Annotated in this window: 13 protein-coding genes and 2 pseudogenes; 9 read left to right on the top strand and 6 right to left on the bottom strand. The window is 70.6% G+C overall.

Going from position 1 to position 16319, the window contains the following annotated elements; genetic code table 11:
• The first annotated feature begins 144 nt into the window (after positions 1-144).
• The 4 genes from JHN63_RS32635 (at position 145) to JHN63_RS32620 (ending at position 3340) form a co-directional block, all read left to right on the top strand.
• Positions 145-564 carry a hypothetical protein gene (locus tag JHN63_RS32635; protein WP_200687465.1) on the top strand — a complete coding sequence of 140 codons (420 nt, stop codon included), beginning with the start codon at positions 145-147 and terminating at the stop codon, positions 562-564.
• Positions 565-1134: 570 nt separating this feature from the next.
• A complete protein-coding gene (locus tag JHN63_RS32630) occupies positions 1135-1539 on the top strand; it encodes a hypothetical protein (RefSeq protein ID WP_234478056.1) in 405 nt (134 codons plus the stop codon).
• Positions 1536-2387: a hypothetical protein gene (locus JHN63_RS32625; protein WP_307782038.1), complete on the top strand. Its 852-nt coding sequence runs from the start codon at positions 1536-1538 to the stop codon at positions 2385-2387. The genes JHN63_RS32630 and JHN63_RS32625 overlap by 4 nt, the downstream gene beginning before the upstream one ends.
• A gap of 95 nt (positions 2388-2482) precedes the next feature.
• Positions 2483-3340: a hypothetical protein gene (locus JHN63_RS32620; protein ID WP_200687463.1), complete on the top strand. Its 858-nt coding sequence runs from the start codon at positions 2483-2485 to the stop codon at positions 3338-3340.
• A gap of 77 nt (positions 3341-3417) precedes the next feature.
• Here the strand turns inward: JHN63_RS32620 and JHN63_RS32615 are convergent, their stop codons facing one another.
• Positions 3418-6333, bottom strand: coding sequence for an AAA family ATPase (locus tag JHN63_RS32615; protein WP_200687469.1), 2916 nt, complete (start codon positions 6331-6333; stop codon positions 3418-3420).
• 984 nt (positions 6334-7317) lie between these two features.
• Complete coding sequence (locus JHN63_RS32610) at positions 7318-9429, bottom strand: LamG domain-containing protein (protein WP_200687467.1); 2112 nt, start codon at positions 9427-9429, stop codon at positions 7318-7320.
• A gap of 341 nt (positions 9430-9770) precedes the next feature.
• Between JHN63_RS32610 and JHN63_RS32605 the strand changes: the two genes are divergently transcribed.
• From JHN63_RS32605 to JHN63_RS32595, 3 genes are all read left to right on the top strand, one after another.
• On the top strand, positions 9771-10652 hold the full coding sequence (locus JHN63_RS32605) for an aldo/keto reductase (protein WP_200687460.1): 882 nt from the start codon (positions 9771-9773) through the stop codon (positions 10650-10652).
• Positions 10653-10786: 134 nt separating this feature from the next.
• Positions 10787-11605, top strand: a complete 819-nt coding sequence (locus JHN63_RS32600; protein WP_200687458.1) for an SDR family oxidoreductase — start codon at positions 10787-10789, stop codon at positions 11603-11605.
• An 11-nt stretch (positions 11606-11616) separates the two neighbouring features.
• Positions 11617-12354: an SDR family oxidoreductase gene (locus JHN63_RS32595; protein ID WP_374222968.1), complete on the top strand. Its 738-nt coding sequence runs from the start codon at positions 11617-11619 to the stop codon at positions 12352-12354.
• Positions 12355-12394: 40 nt separating this feature from the next.
• On the opposite strand, the gene JHN63_RS32590 is transcribed toward JHN63_RS32595, so the two are convergent.
• Together JHN63_RS32590 and JHN63_RS32585 are read right to left on the bottom strand one after the other, a co-directional pair.
• Positions 12395-13024: a flavodoxin gene (locus JHN63_RS32590; RefSeq protein ID WP_200687453.1), complete on the bottom strand. Its 630-nt coding sequence runs from the start codon at positions 13022-13024 to the stop codon at positions 12395-12397.
• A 70-nt stretch (positions 13025-13094) separates the two neighbouring features.
• Positions 13095-13946 carry an aldo/keto reductase gene (locus tag JHN63_RS32585; protein WP_200687451.1) on the bottom strand — a complete coding sequence of 284 codons (852 nt, stop codon included), beginning with the start codon at positions 13944-13946 and terminating at the stop codon, positions 13095-13097.
• Positions 13947-14261: 315 nt separating this feature from the next.
• Between JHN63_RS32585 and JHN63_RS32580 the strand changes: the two are divergent.
• A pseudogene (locus JHN63_RS32580) lies at positions 14262-14531 on the top strand (helix-turn-helix domain-containing protein); the annotation flags it as partial.
• A gap of 61 nt (positions 14532-14592) precedes the next feature.
• On the top strand, positions 14593-15519 hold the full coding sequence (locus JHN63_RS32575; protein WP_200687449.1) for a helix-turn-helix transcriptional regulator: 927 nt from the start codon (positions 14593-14595) through the stop codon (positions 15517-15519).
• A gap of 39 nt (positions 15520-15558) precedes the next feature.
• Here the strand turns inward: JHN63_RS32575 and JHN63_RS32570 are convergent, their stop codons facing one another.
• Complete coding sequence (locus tag JHN63_RS32570; RefSeq protein WP_200687447.1) at positions 15559-15969, bottom strand: nuclear transport factor 2 family protein; 411 nt, start codon at positions 15967-15969, stop codon at positions 15559-15561.
• A gap of 2 nt (positions 15970-15971) precedes the next feature.
• Positions 15972-16319 (bottom strand): annotated as a pseudogene (locus JHN63_RS32565) (MBL fold metallo-hydrolase); the annotation flags it as partial.

Genomic DNA, 16319 nt, shown 5'->3' with positions numbered 1-16319 from the left:
GCCAAGGCCGCGTTCGCCCCACCCCCACACCGGATCCATCCCCAACTCGCCCCTCCCCAGGACCAATTGCGGCGGCAGGCGGACGGGTTGACGGCACAATGGTCGTGTGCGGCACGTTGACGTCACACTTGCCGGGAGGCTCCGATGAGCTGGTCGATGTTCGTTTTCCGTGATCACTGGGCAGACGCCCACGACCGGCAGCAAGCGGCGTTCATGGCGTTCAGCACGTTGTACGCCGAGGCGGCCCCGGCCTACCGGGAGACAGAGTGGCTGCGGCACTGGCAGTCTTCCTGGCCGGAGATCGCCGACACCCAGGCGAACGGGCTCAGTGACCTGAACCCCGAGGAGCATCTCACCGACGACGAACGCGTCGCATGGTTCAGGGAGTTCCTTCACGACTACCGGTTGTGGGTGGCATCCACCGCTGACACGATCCGCCTGCTCACCGGGTACGAGCCGGACAACCTCATCGCCTTCGCGATGACGATGGAGGCAGTGATCGCCGGGGACGTCAGCCATCCGAACGTCCGGAGAAGGACCCACGTCACACGCGACACCTCTTGAGACCCTCCCGACCTGCGATCGACGTCTGTCCTCGGCGGCCCGAACACCTTGCACACGAGCACGCTGTCGGGAAACAGGAGGAACCACACCTCGTGGCAGTCGTCACAAGCAGTGACGCTGCACAAGCGCCGAGCCGAGGGCGGCCTTGAGCCGGACGGGCGCGCTGTCCGCAGGGGATCAGGCGTTACGCGTTCCGGCACGAGGCACCTGACGATCTCTGCGGAGACGGCAGCCCACGAGGCGCCCCGCTGACGCGAGTCGAACCCCTGATCCGGCGGGGCCGCCGCCCCTGAACGGCGGATTCCGGTGTCCTGATCGGCTGCACCACCTGGCGGGACGCCGTCTGCCGACGCCGGGCCGCGTCCAGGGGCGCGTCGACCCCGCGGTCGGCCCCACGCTCGCGTCCTGGTCTCGCCCGTGGGCCTCGTCGCCAAGAGCAGACAGTGTGTTTCCATGCGCCGCAGTGACGGCGGAGGAGATCGCGGCGGCAGGGCGGATCCGGCACATACGTACCTGGAATACGTACTCCTACCGACGTGCCCCCGCCATCTGTGCCGTTTCCTTGCGCTCATGACGACACCGGGCGTGAAAGCGCAGATGCCGAAGAATGTCAGGCTGGCGTTGGTGGGGGTATGGGTCCAGGCCGTGCTGAACGTGGTGGCGGGATTCCTGTTGCTGGCCGTGGTGAGTGACGCGGTGGACCACGGTCAGGACGAGGGGACCGGGCTACTCCGGTTCGTGGCGGTGTTGTCGCTGCTGATCGCGGGAGTACTCCTGCTGTGCGGCGTTTTCGCGCGCACGCGGTCGAACGGGATACGTGTCACGGTCATCGTCATCGAGGCGCTGAGCCTGCTGAGCAGTGTGGTGGGCCTGCTGGAGGGGGGCGGCGTCGGGGTTGTCCCGGGCATCGTCCTCCCCCTCGTCGTGCTGCGGGGCGCCGCCTCCGCGGAGGCCAGGAACTGGTTCGACAAGTGAGGCGCGTCCCGCCCGGCGTCGCGGCCCTCGCCGTGGCCGTCCTGTTCACCGGGGGGTGTTCGAGCGCCCCCGGCAGCTCCCTCTACGGGGATCCGTCCGAGACCGCGACGGAGGTGTCCGAGACGCCGAGCCCTTCGCCGACCCCGTCCCTCACTCCTCCGTATCCGACCGGGGCGTCCGGGTGCCACGAGAACAGGGGGTGGACGACCGAGGACTCCGGTGACTGGCTCCGGCTTGCCGTCGACACGCCCAAGGACAACTCCGAGGACGACTCCGTGACGATCGTCAGCCTGCCGGGGTACAACGGACCGCTCTGCCGGAAGATCACCGTGCAGGTCGAGTTCTGGAAGCTGGTGTACGGAGTCGCGGACGACTCCGACGGCGAACGCCTCTCGAACGGGATGCTGCCCGCCTACTACTTCGACATCCGCCGGGTGAAACGCGTCGAACTCCACGTGGACGCGCGCGTCGACCGGAAGGTCGCCCCGCCCGCGTCCCTCTACGCGACGGACCGCAGCCCCTGCGTGGGCGCCCTCGTCTCGATCACCGTGGGCAAGCCGCTGGCGAGCAAGGAACTGCCCGAGGAGGTCGACGTCGGCGGCGGAGAGGACGCCTGGGGTCGCGCCGACGTGAACTTCCGGTCGAAGAGGGTCGCCGACTACGACCTGTCCGAGCCCTCGGCACCGCAGGTGTGCAGCCCGGACGGCAAGCCCACCGCCGATCCGGCCGACGTACCCGCACCGGGCACCCAGCCGACGGGCCTCTACCCGACGCCCGAAAGCAGCTTCGACCTCGGCGGCAGCTTCGGCACTTCCGAGCCCTCAGCCATTCCCTCAGCCATTCATTGAGCCACGTCCTGAGCCACGCCCTGAGCGCCTTCCGCGGGGCCGGGCGCGCACCGACTTCTTGACCTCTTCACTTCACTTCACCCTTGGGGAATCACATGCGTACGTACACCGCTGCCACCGCCGTTTCCGGCGCCCTCGTCCTCTCGGCGCTCGTTCTTCCGGGCGCCGCCCAGGGAGCCGAGCACCACGACGCGGCGACGGATCTCAGATCCTTCGCTTCCCACAACGCCCGGCCGCAGGACCCGATCGGCGGCACCACCTTCAAGAACGGGGTCATCAACAAGGGCAAGGACATCGTGCTCGGTGTGACGGGCAAGAAGGCCGTTCCCGTCACGTTCACCGCCTTCGACGAGGAAGGACTGGCCCTCACCCAGGCGTTCCTGTGGCAGGGCACCGACAGTTCGAACACGGACACCATCACCGGCGCCCTGGGGACGGACGACGACCCCGTCTGCACGGAGACGACGGTCGCGGGCGGCTACAGCTACAGCTGCGCGACGGTCTTCACCATCGACCCCGCGGTCGATTTCAAGGGCGGCAACGGCGTCGCGGGGCCCTGGAAACTCTTCCTGGGCGCCTACGACCTCTACTTGAACATCAGCATCGACGACGACGTCACCAGGGGCAGTATCAAGCGTGCCGCCAAGCTGACCGCCAACGCCTCCCCGGAGCCGGTGAAGAAGGGCAAGACCATCACGGTCACCGGCAAGCTGAGTCGCGCCAACTGGACCACGGGCAAGTACGCGGGCTACGTGTCCCAGCCGGTGAAGTTGCAGTTCCGCAAGAAGGGCAGCAGCACGTACACCACCCTCAAGACGGTCAAGACCAGCAGCACCGGCACCCTGAGCACCACCACCAAGGCCGGCTCCGACGGCTACTACCGTTTCGTCTTCGCCGGCACCACCACGACCGGCACCGCGACGGCGCCCGGCGACTTCGTCGACGTCAGGTAGGCGGCTTCCCGGCCGAGACGGCGGGGCCGGTCCGCGCAGGCTCACCGGTCGCCGTCGAGGACACCTGGACCGGGGGCTCAGTCCTGCTCCGCGCGGCCGTCCCAACGGCTCCCGGCGCGGCGGCGGGCCATCAGCGTGGCCAGGGCGGTACGCGAGGAGACCCCGGTCTTGCGGAAGGCGCGGGAGACATGGGTCTCGACGGTACGCCGGCTGACGTGGAGCCGGTCCGCGATGGCTTGGCTGGTGAGCCCCTGCGCCACCAGTTCGGCTATCTCCAGCTCCCGGGCGGTCAGGCCGGCCAGCCGCAGGGTGAGTTCGGCGCGGTCCGGAGAAGCGTACGGAGCCTCGGAGCCGTCACCGGGCGGACGGGTTGCGTCGGCGAGGCCGACCAGCAGTCCGCTGCCGCCCGCCTCAGCGAGCCGACGCCCCCTGAGCCAGGCGCGCGTGCCGTCCCGGCCACGGCCCGCCGCCGCTTCCAGCGGGGCGCCGAGCAGCAGGGAGTGGGCCTCCCAGAAGACCGCGCCGCAGCGGGCGCTCTCCGCCGCGGCCTCCGCGAACAGGTCCGCCGCCGCTGCCGTGTCCCCCTGTGCCAGCGGCAGATGGGCGGTGCTGCGCAGCGCGGACGCCCGCAGCATCGGCAGCCTCAGTTGTTCCGCCTCCTTACGCGCCCGCTCGGCCCAGCCGCGGGCCTCCTCGGACCTGCCCGTCACCAGTGCGGCCGTGACCAGGATCTCCAGGTAGAGCGGTCGCATCGAGGGCTGGATCCGCTGCAGCTCGGGACCGCCCGCCCGGAGCATCGCGTCCCGGGCGCGGACCGGATCCCCGGCCATGAGCGCGGCCCAGCCGAAGATGCACCAGGCCGTGGACGCCCACCAGTCGACCCCCGTACCGGCGGCGGCCACCGCCTCCTCGGCGACGGCGAGAGGGCGTGGGTCGCCCGGCGGGCAGGCGGCGACGAGCGCCGCGGCCTTGCTCGCCAGGACGAACGCGAGCAACTGGTCGCTGCCGATCCCGCGGGCGATGTCCTCGGCCTGGTCGGCGAGTTCCAGCGCCGAGGAGATTCGGCAGGTCTGGACCCGGACATGGGACAGGCACAGCAGCAGATGGGGCACGACATAGAGCTGGCCGCTGCGCCGGGCGATGTCGAGGCCGCGCTCCGCGTGCCGCTCCGCGTCCGGGTAGTGCTCCAGGAACGCTTCCGCCCAGCCGAGCCGGGCCAGTGGTTCGCACAGAGCGGTGAGGTCGTTGTCGGGCAGGGAGTCGACCAGGGCGGCGGCCTCCCGGGCGAGTCCGTGCGCCGCCGTCATGTTGCCCTCGTACGCCTCTCCCAGGGCGGCGACGGCGAGGACGCCCGCCTCCTTGACCTCGTCCCCCAGGGACCGGGCCGCCGCGAGCGCCACCTCGACCTCGGTGCGCACCTGGGCGTAGGAGGTGCCGCTGTCCTGGGGCGCGGCCGAGCCCAGCTCGAGGCCGAGCCGTACGACGTCGGCCGGGGCGGGGTCGCGGGCCAGTTCGCGGCGCAACAGCGCGACCGCCTCGGTGCAGCGCCCCAGATGACGCTCCACCAGCGCGCACAGGACGACCGCGCGCACTCTGAGGCGGTCTTGGTTCTCGCCGGTGGCAGGGCCACCGGGTGACCGGCGCGGGGTGGCGATCAGCTCCTGGAGCAGGTCGCGGCTCTCGCGCAGGCCACCGCACGCGGCCAGCGCGCGGGCCCTGCTCAGGACCAACTCACGCCGCCGGGCGGTGTGTTCGGGAGTGTGCGGAAGGTGGCGCAGCGCCACATCGAGCCAGTGGGCGCAGCTCGCCGGGGCCGTTCGGGCGGTGCGTGCGGCGGCCTCTTCGAGTACGGCGACCGCTGCCGGGTCCCAGTCGGTCAGCGACTGTGCGACATGGTGTGCCCGCTCGGCGGCGGAGGCGCCCGCGCGGGCCAGTTCCCGCGCGGCGAGCCGATGGATCTCGACGCGTCTCAGGAGGGGCGTGCTCTCGTGGACGAGGGTCCGTACGACCGGATGCCGCAGGGTCAGCAGGCCCTGCGGGGCGAAGCGCAGCAGGTCGCGTCGGGTGAGGGCGTGGACGTCGGCGGTGAACTCGGTGCCGGAGCGGCCGGTCACCCGGCTCACCATCGCCGGGGTGGCGTGCTCGCCCAGTACCGCCACGGCGTCGACGATGCCGCGCTGGGCGGGGGCGAGCGCGGTCAGTTCGTCCAGCAGCAGGGTGCCGAGCCCGGGCGGCGCCGAGGACTCGGGCGTCGCACCCCCGCGGTGCGCCTGAAGGAGGGTCAGGAAGTAGAACGGGTTGCCCTCGCTGGCGGTGTACAGCGCGGTGGTCTCGGCGGGCGGCAGGCCGGGGCCGGCCAGCTCGGCGCAGTCGCGTGCGCTCAGCGGTCCCAGGCCGAGTCTGACGACCGTGCCGGTGTCGAGTTCCCGGGTGAGCCTGGCGGCGAGGGACTCGGGACTCTGGCGGTCGCGGCGGGTCACGGCCAGGACGACGGGGGCATGCACGGGATGGCGTACGAGATGGTCCAGCAGCTCCAATGACGCCGGGTCCGCCCAGTGCAGGTCGTCGAGGGCCAGCAGCAGCCCGGACGGGGCGGCGAGCCGGGTGAGCAGGACGGCCGTGGACCGGTGCAGTCCGAAACGGTCGGCCGTGCCGCTCCGCTGAAGGAGCGGCGCCACCGCCTCCGTCTCCTGGAAGCCGTTCAGGGCGTGCGGGTCGAGGTGGGCGAGCGCGTCGGTGAACACCTGGAACGGCACCTGCCGCTCGTACTCCGTGGCTCTGCCGCGCAGTACCGTCATTCCGCGTCTGCGCGCCCGTGCGCAGACCTCGCCGAGCAGCCGGCTCTTGCCGATGCCTGCCTCACCGGTGATGTCGACGAGCCGGGAACGGCCGCTGTCACCGGACTCCTTGCCCCTCGCCGTGCCGCGTGCCCTGCCTGCCGCACGGTCGAGCAGCGCGTCGAACCGGGCCACCTCGACGGAGCGGCCCAACAGCGGAGCCCCGCTCCGGCTGTCCCCAACTGCACCGTCCGCTAACACAGTTGCCCCCTTGTCTTTACAATCTCCTCACACATCATTCTCTCCTGGTGATCGTCGTAACCACCGCGTCCGTGAACCGGGACGGACGGATCTCACAGGACGAGCCGTCGGTCCGGTCGGAGAAGGGCGGCTCCCCTTCAGAGGTCGCATTCCGGTTGACTGCTCGGGCCATCGGCCGCACGGCATGCCCCGTGGCGGAGACCCGCTGTGCGAAGGTTCTCTCCCCTCGACGGAACCGGGCGGTCGCGGCTGTTGCTGTTGCCGTGGCAAGCGTTCGGCTCAGCGACCTTCAGGGGCCGTTGAGGGGCCACAAGGACAGGAACACATCGACAAGGACCGCCCAGGGCGGACACTGATCAGCATGTCCGACCTGGGAAAACGTCAAAGGCGAGCGTTGATCGGCAAGGACCGCCAAGATCCTCGAAGGACTCACAGTCCGTCGGTCGTGGGTTCGAGTCCCACCCGCCCGACGGATCGTGGCGGTGCTGGAGTCGGGAGCCGGTCGGGAGGGCATGCGCTGTCGGCGACTGGTCGCGGCCTTGGGGCTGGAGGTCGTCCCGGAGAAGTGGAGGGGCTGCGGTACCTGGTGCGTGACTCCGAGACGCTGTCGGCCAACAGCCAGGCCGGAAGCGGCAGCAGCGGCCGCACCATCCGCCACTCGGCCTCCGTCATGCCGGAGCCGTAACTCGGGATGCGGTCCGGTCCGTGCGCCGCGATGCCGAACCTGTGCGCGAGGCAGTCGGAGGACAGGGGCGCCGAGTCGGACTCCACACACACGGACGCGAAGGACCGCGGCAGCAGGGCCTCCCGGTGATCGGTTCGGTTCGCACGCCCGAACTACCAAGCGGCCCTGCTGTCATGCGTCGGCCCTCACGTGCTCACCCGATCGGGAACTCTGTTCGACCAGGCCCGCCCCGCGATCGACGAGCGGACGACGTCTCAGCACAGACAGGGATCCGTACCGTGCCCCAGGCCAAGGACGTCGCCGTCCCTCAGCGCGCCGGAGTAGGCCTGTACCTCGTCCACGGCGCCGTGCAGGTACTCGCCCCAGCCGTCGTCGGACCTGGCCCGGCCGATCTGGAGGGCACCGGTGCTGTGCCAGCCGTCGGGGAGGCTCGCGGTCGCCTGGGCGTTGGTGTAGCCGTCGAGGTAGAGCTTGATCGTGTCGGTGGCGTCGTCGTAGACCACGGCGAGGCGGTGGCCCTGGCCCTCGCCTCCGTCCGCGCCCACGATCTGGGACACCACCTTCTCGGGGGCTCCGGCCTCGTCCTTCTCCGGCATCACCAGTTGCCAGGTGTGCGTGGACGGCTCGTAGCGCACCTTGAAGGCGTCGGTGTGCTCGCCTGCCTGCGAGAGCACGGTCATCGGGTGGGCGGGCTCGGAGTCCGCGAGGCGTACGACGACGCCGAGAGTGAAACTGTCCCCGGTGTCCACGACGGGCCCGTCGGCAGCGGCGTACCCGCTCTCGCCGTCGAGCAGCAGATGCCCGTCACCGACGAGTGGCGGCGGCACGTAGGTGCAGTCCGGGTCGATGTCCGGGATGCAGGAACTGTCGGAGCCCCGGTAGATCGAGGCCCCCGCGCCGAGCCGCAGCGGCGTGCCGCCCGACTGCTCGGGGCTGACACCGTCCGTCGCGTTCTCCAGCGACCAGTGGCCGAGCAACTGCGGCTTGCGGTACGCCAGTTCGGCCACCTCGTCCGGCACCACGACCCGGTCGTGAACCTGTACGTCACCGATGTCCCCGTGCCACTGGTCCCCATAGCCGGCAGCACCGAGGGTGCGCCCGATCTGGAACGCGCCGGCCGCCTCGGCGGGAGTCGCGTCGGCCGCGGTCCCGGCCTCGTGGCAGTTGACGTACAGCCGCACCTTTCCGGTCTCGGCGTCGTACAGCCCCAGCAGATGGGCCCACTCGCCGGTCTCGGGGGCGCCGCCGGACACCTGCGCGCCGCCGATCATGAACGACCAGGCGGGCCCGGAGTCCTGGCTGCGCAGCCCGAGGTCGAAGCCGGGTGCTCCGTCGGCGTCCTGGCTGAGGACGGTCATGTCCCGGTCGGTTTCGGCGGGCCGTACCCACGCGCTCACCGCGAAGGTCTTACGGAGGTCGGCCGCCGGGGCGTCCGGGGTGAGGAAGCCTTGGTCGCTGCCGTCGAGGGCGACCGTGGCGGTGGCCGTGGTGCCTGTGGGCGCCGGGCCGCCGAAGGTCACGCCGGTCCCGGCCCGGGCGGGGGTGCCGGTCTCGGCGGCGGCCGAGTGGGAGTCCGCCGGGTCGTCCAGCTTCCAGCGGGCGACGGGAGCACGGCCGGCCTGCACGTTGAAGTCGTAGTGCGACTCCCCGCTGCTTCGGCCCGACCGGTCGATCGCGTGGACCGTCAGCGACTTGGGTCCCGCGGAGAGCGGCAGGTACGGAATGGTCACGGCCGCGCCCGGCCGCGCCGCGGAGACGGTGCCGTAAGGGCCGCCCAGGAAGCCGTACGTGTACGACACCACGTCGTCGGACGGCGAGTCCATGGTGAAGTGGCCGTAGACGCCCACTCCGTCCACCCAGAACACGTCCTCCGGGTTGGGGTATTCGGGAGAGGTGATCGTCGCCTTCTCCGGGCTCACGTCGTCGTACACGAACGAGCAGACCGAGCCGTCGCCCTCGTCGCTCCAGGTGGAGGTCGCCTTGCCGTCGTTCGCGCGGACATGCCAGGAGACGACGGTGTTCGCCGGGATGTCGCTCGGCATCGTCCAGTACTGGCGCTGCCCCGAGGTAAGAACGACGGTGGTGTAGGTCCGCTCCTGTTTCACTCCGGCCGCGTCCGTCCACCAGGCTTCGAACTCGCCACTGACCGGGCTGGATTCGGAGGGCTGGTTGTCCTCCTCCGGGTCGTACAGCACTGCGCCGAGCCTGGGCGGCGTAGAAACGTATGGCGTGTCGTCACCCGTCGCGCATGCCTTGCCTCCCGACTGGAGGTCTTGGACAAGCGGCTGATTCGGCGGCAGGTTGTCCACCGCGTACGCCGTCCCGGCAGCCGTGGCCAACAGCGCCGCCGCACAGCTCCCCACCACCGCCGTGCGTCTACGTCTGCCTGTCCTTGTGAACCTGGTCAAGTGGCCCTCCCCTGTGCGTACTTGATGCTCGTGGATCACACGAGCGCCTGAAGCTAACAGAGACCAGTGACAGCGCGGAAAGGGTTTCCCGGCCGACCTGTTCCAGGACTTCGGTGTCGTCGAAGCGGAACAACCAGCAACGCCGGGGAGGCTCGGCAGGGGCACGGAAGCGCGGTTGCTGTTCGTGGCGGACCTTCGGGAGTTCCAGGCCGGGTTGTGCGGGGGTGTGGGATGCGGGGTAGTGACAGGGCCCCTCAGATGAGATGCGGGGGCGTCGGACGCCTGCCTATCGTCGAAACATGTCCCCCCTGACGATCACTCTCAGCAACGGTGTGGAGATGCCCGCTCTCGGGCTCGGTGTCTTCCAGACCCCGCCCGATGTCACGACCGCCTCGGTCGAGGAGGCCCTGCGCGTCGGCTACCGCCACATCGACACGGCCGCCGCCTACGGCAACGAGCGGGAGGTCGGCGACGGCATCCGCCGCTCCGGCCTCGCCCGCGACGAGGTGTTCATCGAGACGAAGCTGTGGATCAGCGACTACGGCTACGACAGCGCGCTGCACGCCTTCGACAAGAGCGCGGGCAAACTCGGCGTCGACCAGATCGACCTGCTGCTGCTTCACCAGGCCCTGCCCTCCGCCTTCGACCGCACCCTCGACGCCTACCGGGCGCTGGAGAAGCTGCTCGCCGACGGCCGGGTACGGGCCATCGGCGTCAGCAACTTCATGCCCGAGCACCTGGAGCGGCTGCTGGCCGAGACGTCCGCCGTGCCCGTGGTCAACCAGATCGAGGTCCACCCGTACTTCCAGCAGACCGCGTTGCAGCGCCTGCACGTACAGCACGGCATCCTGACCCAGGCCTGGTCGCCCATCGGCGGCATCACCTCCTACCGCGGCGGCGAGAAGCGGACCTTCGACGACCCGGTCCTGCTGGAGATCGCCGGGCAGCACGGCAGGTCGGCCGCGCAGGTCATGCTGCGCTGGCATCTCCAGGAGGGCCGCTCCGCGATCCCGAAGTCGGTCAAGCCCGCCCGCATCGCCGAGAACTTCGACGTCTTCGACTTCGAGCTGACCACCGAGCAGCTCGCCGCGATCGACGCGCTCGACACCGGCGTACGCGGCGGACCGGAGCCGGACGCCATCACGCTCGAGGCCTACGGCATCGAGATCCCCGAGGCGTGAACTCGCCCTGCCGGTGGTGCAGTTCGCCGACGCCTCCCCTCAGCACACCGACTCGGCAGACCGAATCGGCACACCGGCCCGGCACACCGACGTACCGCTGACCCCTGCCCTCACGTCACGGAAGAGCCTCCGCCATGACCCGCACCACCCCTCTGACCGTCCTGGTCGTCGGCGCCACCGGCAGCATCGGCACCCTCGTCGTCGCCGAGGCCCTCGGACAGGGCCACCAGGTGAAAGCCCTCGTCCGTGATACCGGGCGCGCCAGGACCGAGTTGCCGGACGCCGCGCGGCTCGTCACCGGGGACCTCACCGATGTCGACACCCTCAAGGAGGCCGTCGACGGCATCGACGCCGTGGTCTTCACCCACGGCTCGCACGGCGGGCCCGGCCAGGCGGAACGCATCGACTACGGTGCCGTCCGCAACACCCTGGCGGCCCTGGGCGACCAGCCGGCCCGGATCTCGCTGATGACCGCGATCGGCGTCACGGGCCGCCCCAGGAACGCCGACGGCACGGTCCGCGACGACATGATCACCGACGCCCACGCGTGGAAGCGCCGCGGGGAACGCCTGGTCCGGGCCAGTGGGCGCCCGTACACGATCGTCCGCCCCGGCTGGTTCGACTACAACGCTCCCGGCCAGCTCGCCCTGACGATGCTTCAGGGCGACACCCGGCACGCCGGCAGCCCTGCCGACGGCGTCATCTCCCGCCGGCAGATCGCCCAGGTCCTCGTCTCCGCGCTCACCTCGTCCGAGGCCGACCACAAGACCCTCGAACTCGTCGCCGAGCACGGGCCCGCCCCCTCCGACCTCGCCCCGCTGTTCGCCGGCCTCACCGCCGATGCGCCCGGCTCGCTCGACGCCGCCCTGGACACCGCCAACATGCCGCTCGACGCCGAACCCGCAGCCGTACGGCAGGACTTGGAAGCCGTCCGGCACGTCGACCATTCTTAGGGAGCCCCATGGTGGAGAACATCACCGGCAAGGTCGTCGTCATCACCGGCGCCAGCAGCGGACTCGGCGCGGCGACCGCCCGGCACCTGACCGCGCGGGGCGCCAAGGTCGTGCTCGGCGCCCGCCGGCTGGAGCGGCTGGAGGAACTCGCCGACGAGCTCGGCCTCGACCGCAAGGCGGTCGTGCGGACCGACGTGAGCGACCGCGGGCAGGTGAAGGCGCTGGTCCAGCGGGCCGTCGACCTGCACGGCCGCATCGACGTCATGCTCAACAACGCCGGTCTCATGCCGCTGTCCCCGCTGGAGATGGAGCGGTTCGACGAGTGGGAACAGGCCATCGACGTCAACATCAAGGGCGTTCTGTGGGGCATCGCGGCAGCCCTGCCGCACTTCAAGGAGCAGCGGTCCGGCCACTTCATCAACGTCTCCTCGGTGGCCGGACATGTCATCAGCCCCGGCGGAGCGATCTACTCGGCGACCAAGTACTCGGTGCGCGTCATCTCCGAGGCACTGCGCCAGGAGGTCAAGCCGTACGACATCCGCACCACGGTCATCTCGCCCGGCGCGGTGGACACCGAACTGCCCGCCTCGGTCAAGGCCGAAGGCGTCGCGGAGGCGGTCGCCGGCCTCTACCAGGACTACGCCATCCCCGCGGACAGCTTCGCCCGCTGCGTGGAGTTCGCCATGAGCCAGCCCCAGGAGGTCGACGTCAACGAGATCCTGTTCCGTCCGACCCGTCAGCAGCGGTGACCGGCGGGGCCCCCGTCCCGGCCGAAGGTCCTGTGTCCGGTCACGCGGCGGGCAGTCCGATGCGCCGCAGCCAGGCGTCGACGGCGGCAGCGGCGTCCCGGACCTCCTCGCCGCGTACCGCGAGGCCCTCGGCGATCGTCGCGCCGGGGCAGGAGGCGGCGTAGTCGCGTGCGGTGGTGCCCAGGCCGCTCATGGCGTGGGTGGTGAACGGGACGACGGTCCTGCCGCGGAAGTCGAGGGCTTCGGTGAACGTCGTCATGATCATGGGGGCGCGGACGTTCCAGACGGGGCTGCCGAGCAGGATCGTGTCGTAACGGCCGAGGGAGGCAAGTGAGTTGGCGACGACCGGACGTGCGTCGATGTCCTGCTCACGGACGTTGCGGCGGACCGTCGCGTCGTAGCCGGACGGGTAGGGGTCCGCGGCCCGGATGCGGTGGACGTCGCAGTCGATCCGGTCCGCGATCATGCGGGCCAGGACCTCGGTGTTGCCGACCTCGATGGTCCGGCGGCCGCCGTTGTAGTAGTTCTCGCCCGGCCGGGAGAAGTAGGCCAGCAGGACGGTGCGGGCACGCGGGGCGGGTGTGCCGGACCGCTCGGCGGACTCGGATCCGTCCGGGCGGGGTGAGGTGGGGGAGGCGGAACAAGCGCCGATCGCGGCACCGGCCGTCATGACAGCTCCTCCTGTGAGCAGGCCGCGGAGCACTGTGCGGCGAGGGATACGACTCATCGCTGGTGCTCGCTCATGCGTCCACGCGTCGCGCGCTGAGCCACTGGACCATCGCCGGGTCGCGGTGGTCGAAGAACAGCGAGGCGCCGGTGTCCAGGGTGGCGATGGCCGACATCTGGTCGTCGGTGAGCTCGAAGCCGAAGACGTCGAGGTTCTCCGCCATGCGCGCGGGCCGGACCGACTTGGGGATCGCGACGACGCCCCGCTGGACCAGCCAGCGCAGCACCACCTGGGCCACGGACCTGCCGTGCGCCTTGCCGATCTCGCTCAGCAGCGGGTTGGTGAACAGGTCGTTCTTTCCCTCGGCGAACCCGCCCCAGGACTGGATCCGGACCCCGTGCTCGCTCATCAGGTCCTGGTAGTCGGCGCGCTGGAAGAACGGGTGGGTCTCGATCTGGTTGACCGCCGGGGTGATCTCGTTGTTGATGATCAGGTCGAGGAGCCGGTCCGGGTAGAAGTTGGCGACGCCGATCGCCTTGGCCAGGCCCTCCCGGTTCAGCGCCTCCATGGCACGCCACTGGCCGTACACATCGCCGTAGGGCTGGTGCATCAGGTACAGGTCGACGTGGTCCAGGCCGAGCTTGGCAAGCGACGTCTCGAACGCCCGCCTGGTGTTGTCCTCGGCGGGCGCGTCCTGGACGTACAGCTTGGTGGTGACGAACAGGTCCTCGCGCGGGATGCCACTGTTCTTGATCGCGCGGCCGACGGCCTCCTCGTTCTCGTAGGAAGCGGCCGTGTCGAGCAGCCGGTAGCCGGCCGCGAGGGCCTCGGTGACGGCCTGTTCTGTCTGCTCCGCCGGGATCTGGAAGACGCCGAAGCCGAGGATCGGCATGTCGACACCGTTGTTCAGGGTGACGCTCTGCATGAGGGGTGCCTTTCGAGCGGGACGCGGGTGTGGAGCAAGCAAGCACGGGCCGGATGCCGGGCGACGCTCGACCACGGGCGGGAGGTCCACACGGGATGGTGCGAAGTCCGAGGTCCGGGTACCGACGGTGTGCAGCCCGCCGGGATTCACCTTCGCGCTCTTTCGCCACGGGTGGCAGGCCGAGCCGTGCCAGGGGGTGGCGAGCCGGGTAGTGACAGGGCCCCTCACCGCTCTGCCGCGCAGGTCAGAGCGGTGTGACACTGAAGGGAATGGCATCCGAGCAGAGCAGAGCAGAGCAGTGACGTCGGCGCCGAGCTGGGCCGGTTCCTGCGTGCCCGCCGCACCCGGACCGCACCCGAACAGGTCGGCCTCACGGTCGGCACCGGCCTGCGCCGCGAGAAGTTGGCCACCCTCGCGGGGATCAGCATCGACTACTACGTACGTCTGGAACGCGGCAAGGAGACCCGGCCCAGTCCCTCCGTCGTCGACGCCCTCGCCCGCGCCCTCCAACGGGACGACGCCGAACACCAGCACCTGCAACACCAGCACCTGCGCGAACTGGCCGTCCGCGCCGCGCGCATCGCCCTGATCCGGCAGCGGACCCCACCCTGATACACGCCCCCAAGAAGACCGGCAAAATAGACGCATGGAACGCGCAGCGGAGAAGGCGAAGGGCCACGCTACGGGTGCCACGAGCGACCTCGGCGCCTATCTGCGCGCCCGCCGTGCGCAGGTCACCCCCGAGCAGGCCGGGCTGACCGCAGCCCCCGGCCCGCGCCGCACGCCGGGCCTGCGCCGCGAGGAGCTGGCCACGCTCGCCGGGATCAGCATCGATTACTACGTACGTCTGGAACGCGGCAAGGAGACCCGGCCCGGCCCCACGGTCGTCGACGCCCTCGCCCGCGCCCTGCTCCTCGACCCGTCCGAGCACCGGCACCTGCGCGAGCTCGCTTCCCGTGCCGCCTACGCCCCCGAAGCGCCGCCCGCACCCGGCCACACCGTGAGACCGCAGTTGAGGGTGCTCCTCGAGTCCGTGCGCCCGAACGCGGCCTACGTCGTCAGCCGCACCCTGGACCTGCTCGCCTGCAACCCCGGCGCGCTCCGGCTCTTCGCCGGCCTGGACGACTGGCAGCCGCCGCGCCGGAACTTCGCCCGCTACGCCTTCCTCCACCCCCTCGCCCGCGACGTACTCGACGACTGGGACGAGCAGGCCCGCGCCTGCGTCGGCCGGCTGCGCGCCCTGGCCGGCACCGAGCCGGACGCCCCGGACCTGGCCGAGCTGGTCGGCGAACTCCTGGCGAAGAGCCCGGACTTCGCCGACCTGTGGAACCGCTTCGACGTCAAACCGCACGCCCCGGACCCCAAGACCTTCCACCACCCCGAGGTCGGCGACCTCCACCTCGGCTACGAGTCGCTGCCGCTGGAGCACAGCCACAAGCAGCGGTTCGTGGTGTTCTTCGCCGAGCCGGGCACCTCCGACCACGACAAGCTGATCCAACTCGACGCGGAACGCGGGGAGTTGGGGCCCGATGTGGAGGAGGGGCGGCTGTCCCGGCGCCGGGCGGCCGACTGAGCGGTAAGGGCCGGACTATCCGGATGAACTCCCGTTCGCTCAGCGGGTCATGGCGTCGCGCACGAGCGCCGTGTCCACGAACTGCTCGAAGCGCACGATGAGTCCACCCCGTACGACGAAGTGGTGCGCGACACGCACGTCGATCGACTTGCCCGTGGCCTTGTTGACGGCGGTGTAGCGGGCCAGGACGACGACGTTCTCGCCGTCGACGACGTAGGTGTCGTCGTGGGCGGTCCAGTCGTCCCAGTCTCGGCCGAGCTTCTCCATCACGCTGGAGGTGACCCCGTCGGGGGTGCGGTAGGTGCCGGCGAGAGGGAAGCCGGCCATCTCCGTCCACTCCACGTCAGGGGCAAGAGTGGCACGGAGGGCTTCCAAGTCACCTGCCGCAGATGCCAGGTACTGGCGGCGAACGACGTCCGCGGGAGCGGTGGAGGTAGCGAACTCGCCCATGGTCAGCCCCACTTCATCTCACCCTTGGCGACCTTCGCACCGATCTGGGCGGCGATCAGCATTCCGTTGTCCGGGTAGCGGCTGACCAGTGCCTCGGTCAGCGCGGCGCCGTCGGCCGCCTTGCCGAGTTCCTCCTCGAAGGCGAGCAGGTAGTCGCGGGTGGCGGTGATGGCGGAGGCGTCGGCGGCGGTGTCGGGCAGGCGGTGGCCGGGGACGACCAACTCCGGCTTCAGGGCGGCCATTTCGTCCAGCAGGTCGACCCAGGACGCGCGGTCGCCCGGGGTGGGGGTGTCGGCGACCCAGACGTGCTCCTGCTGGAAGAGCAGGACGCCGCCGAGGATCGCGCGGTG

Source organism: Streptomyces sp. MBT65 (assembly GCF_016612545.1).
Lineage (GTDB): Bacteria > Actinomycetota > Actinomycetes > Streptomycetales > Streptomycetaceae > Streptomyces.
Note: the sequence above shows the minus strand (reverse complement) of the source record. Positions and strands in the feature narration are given on the sequence as shown.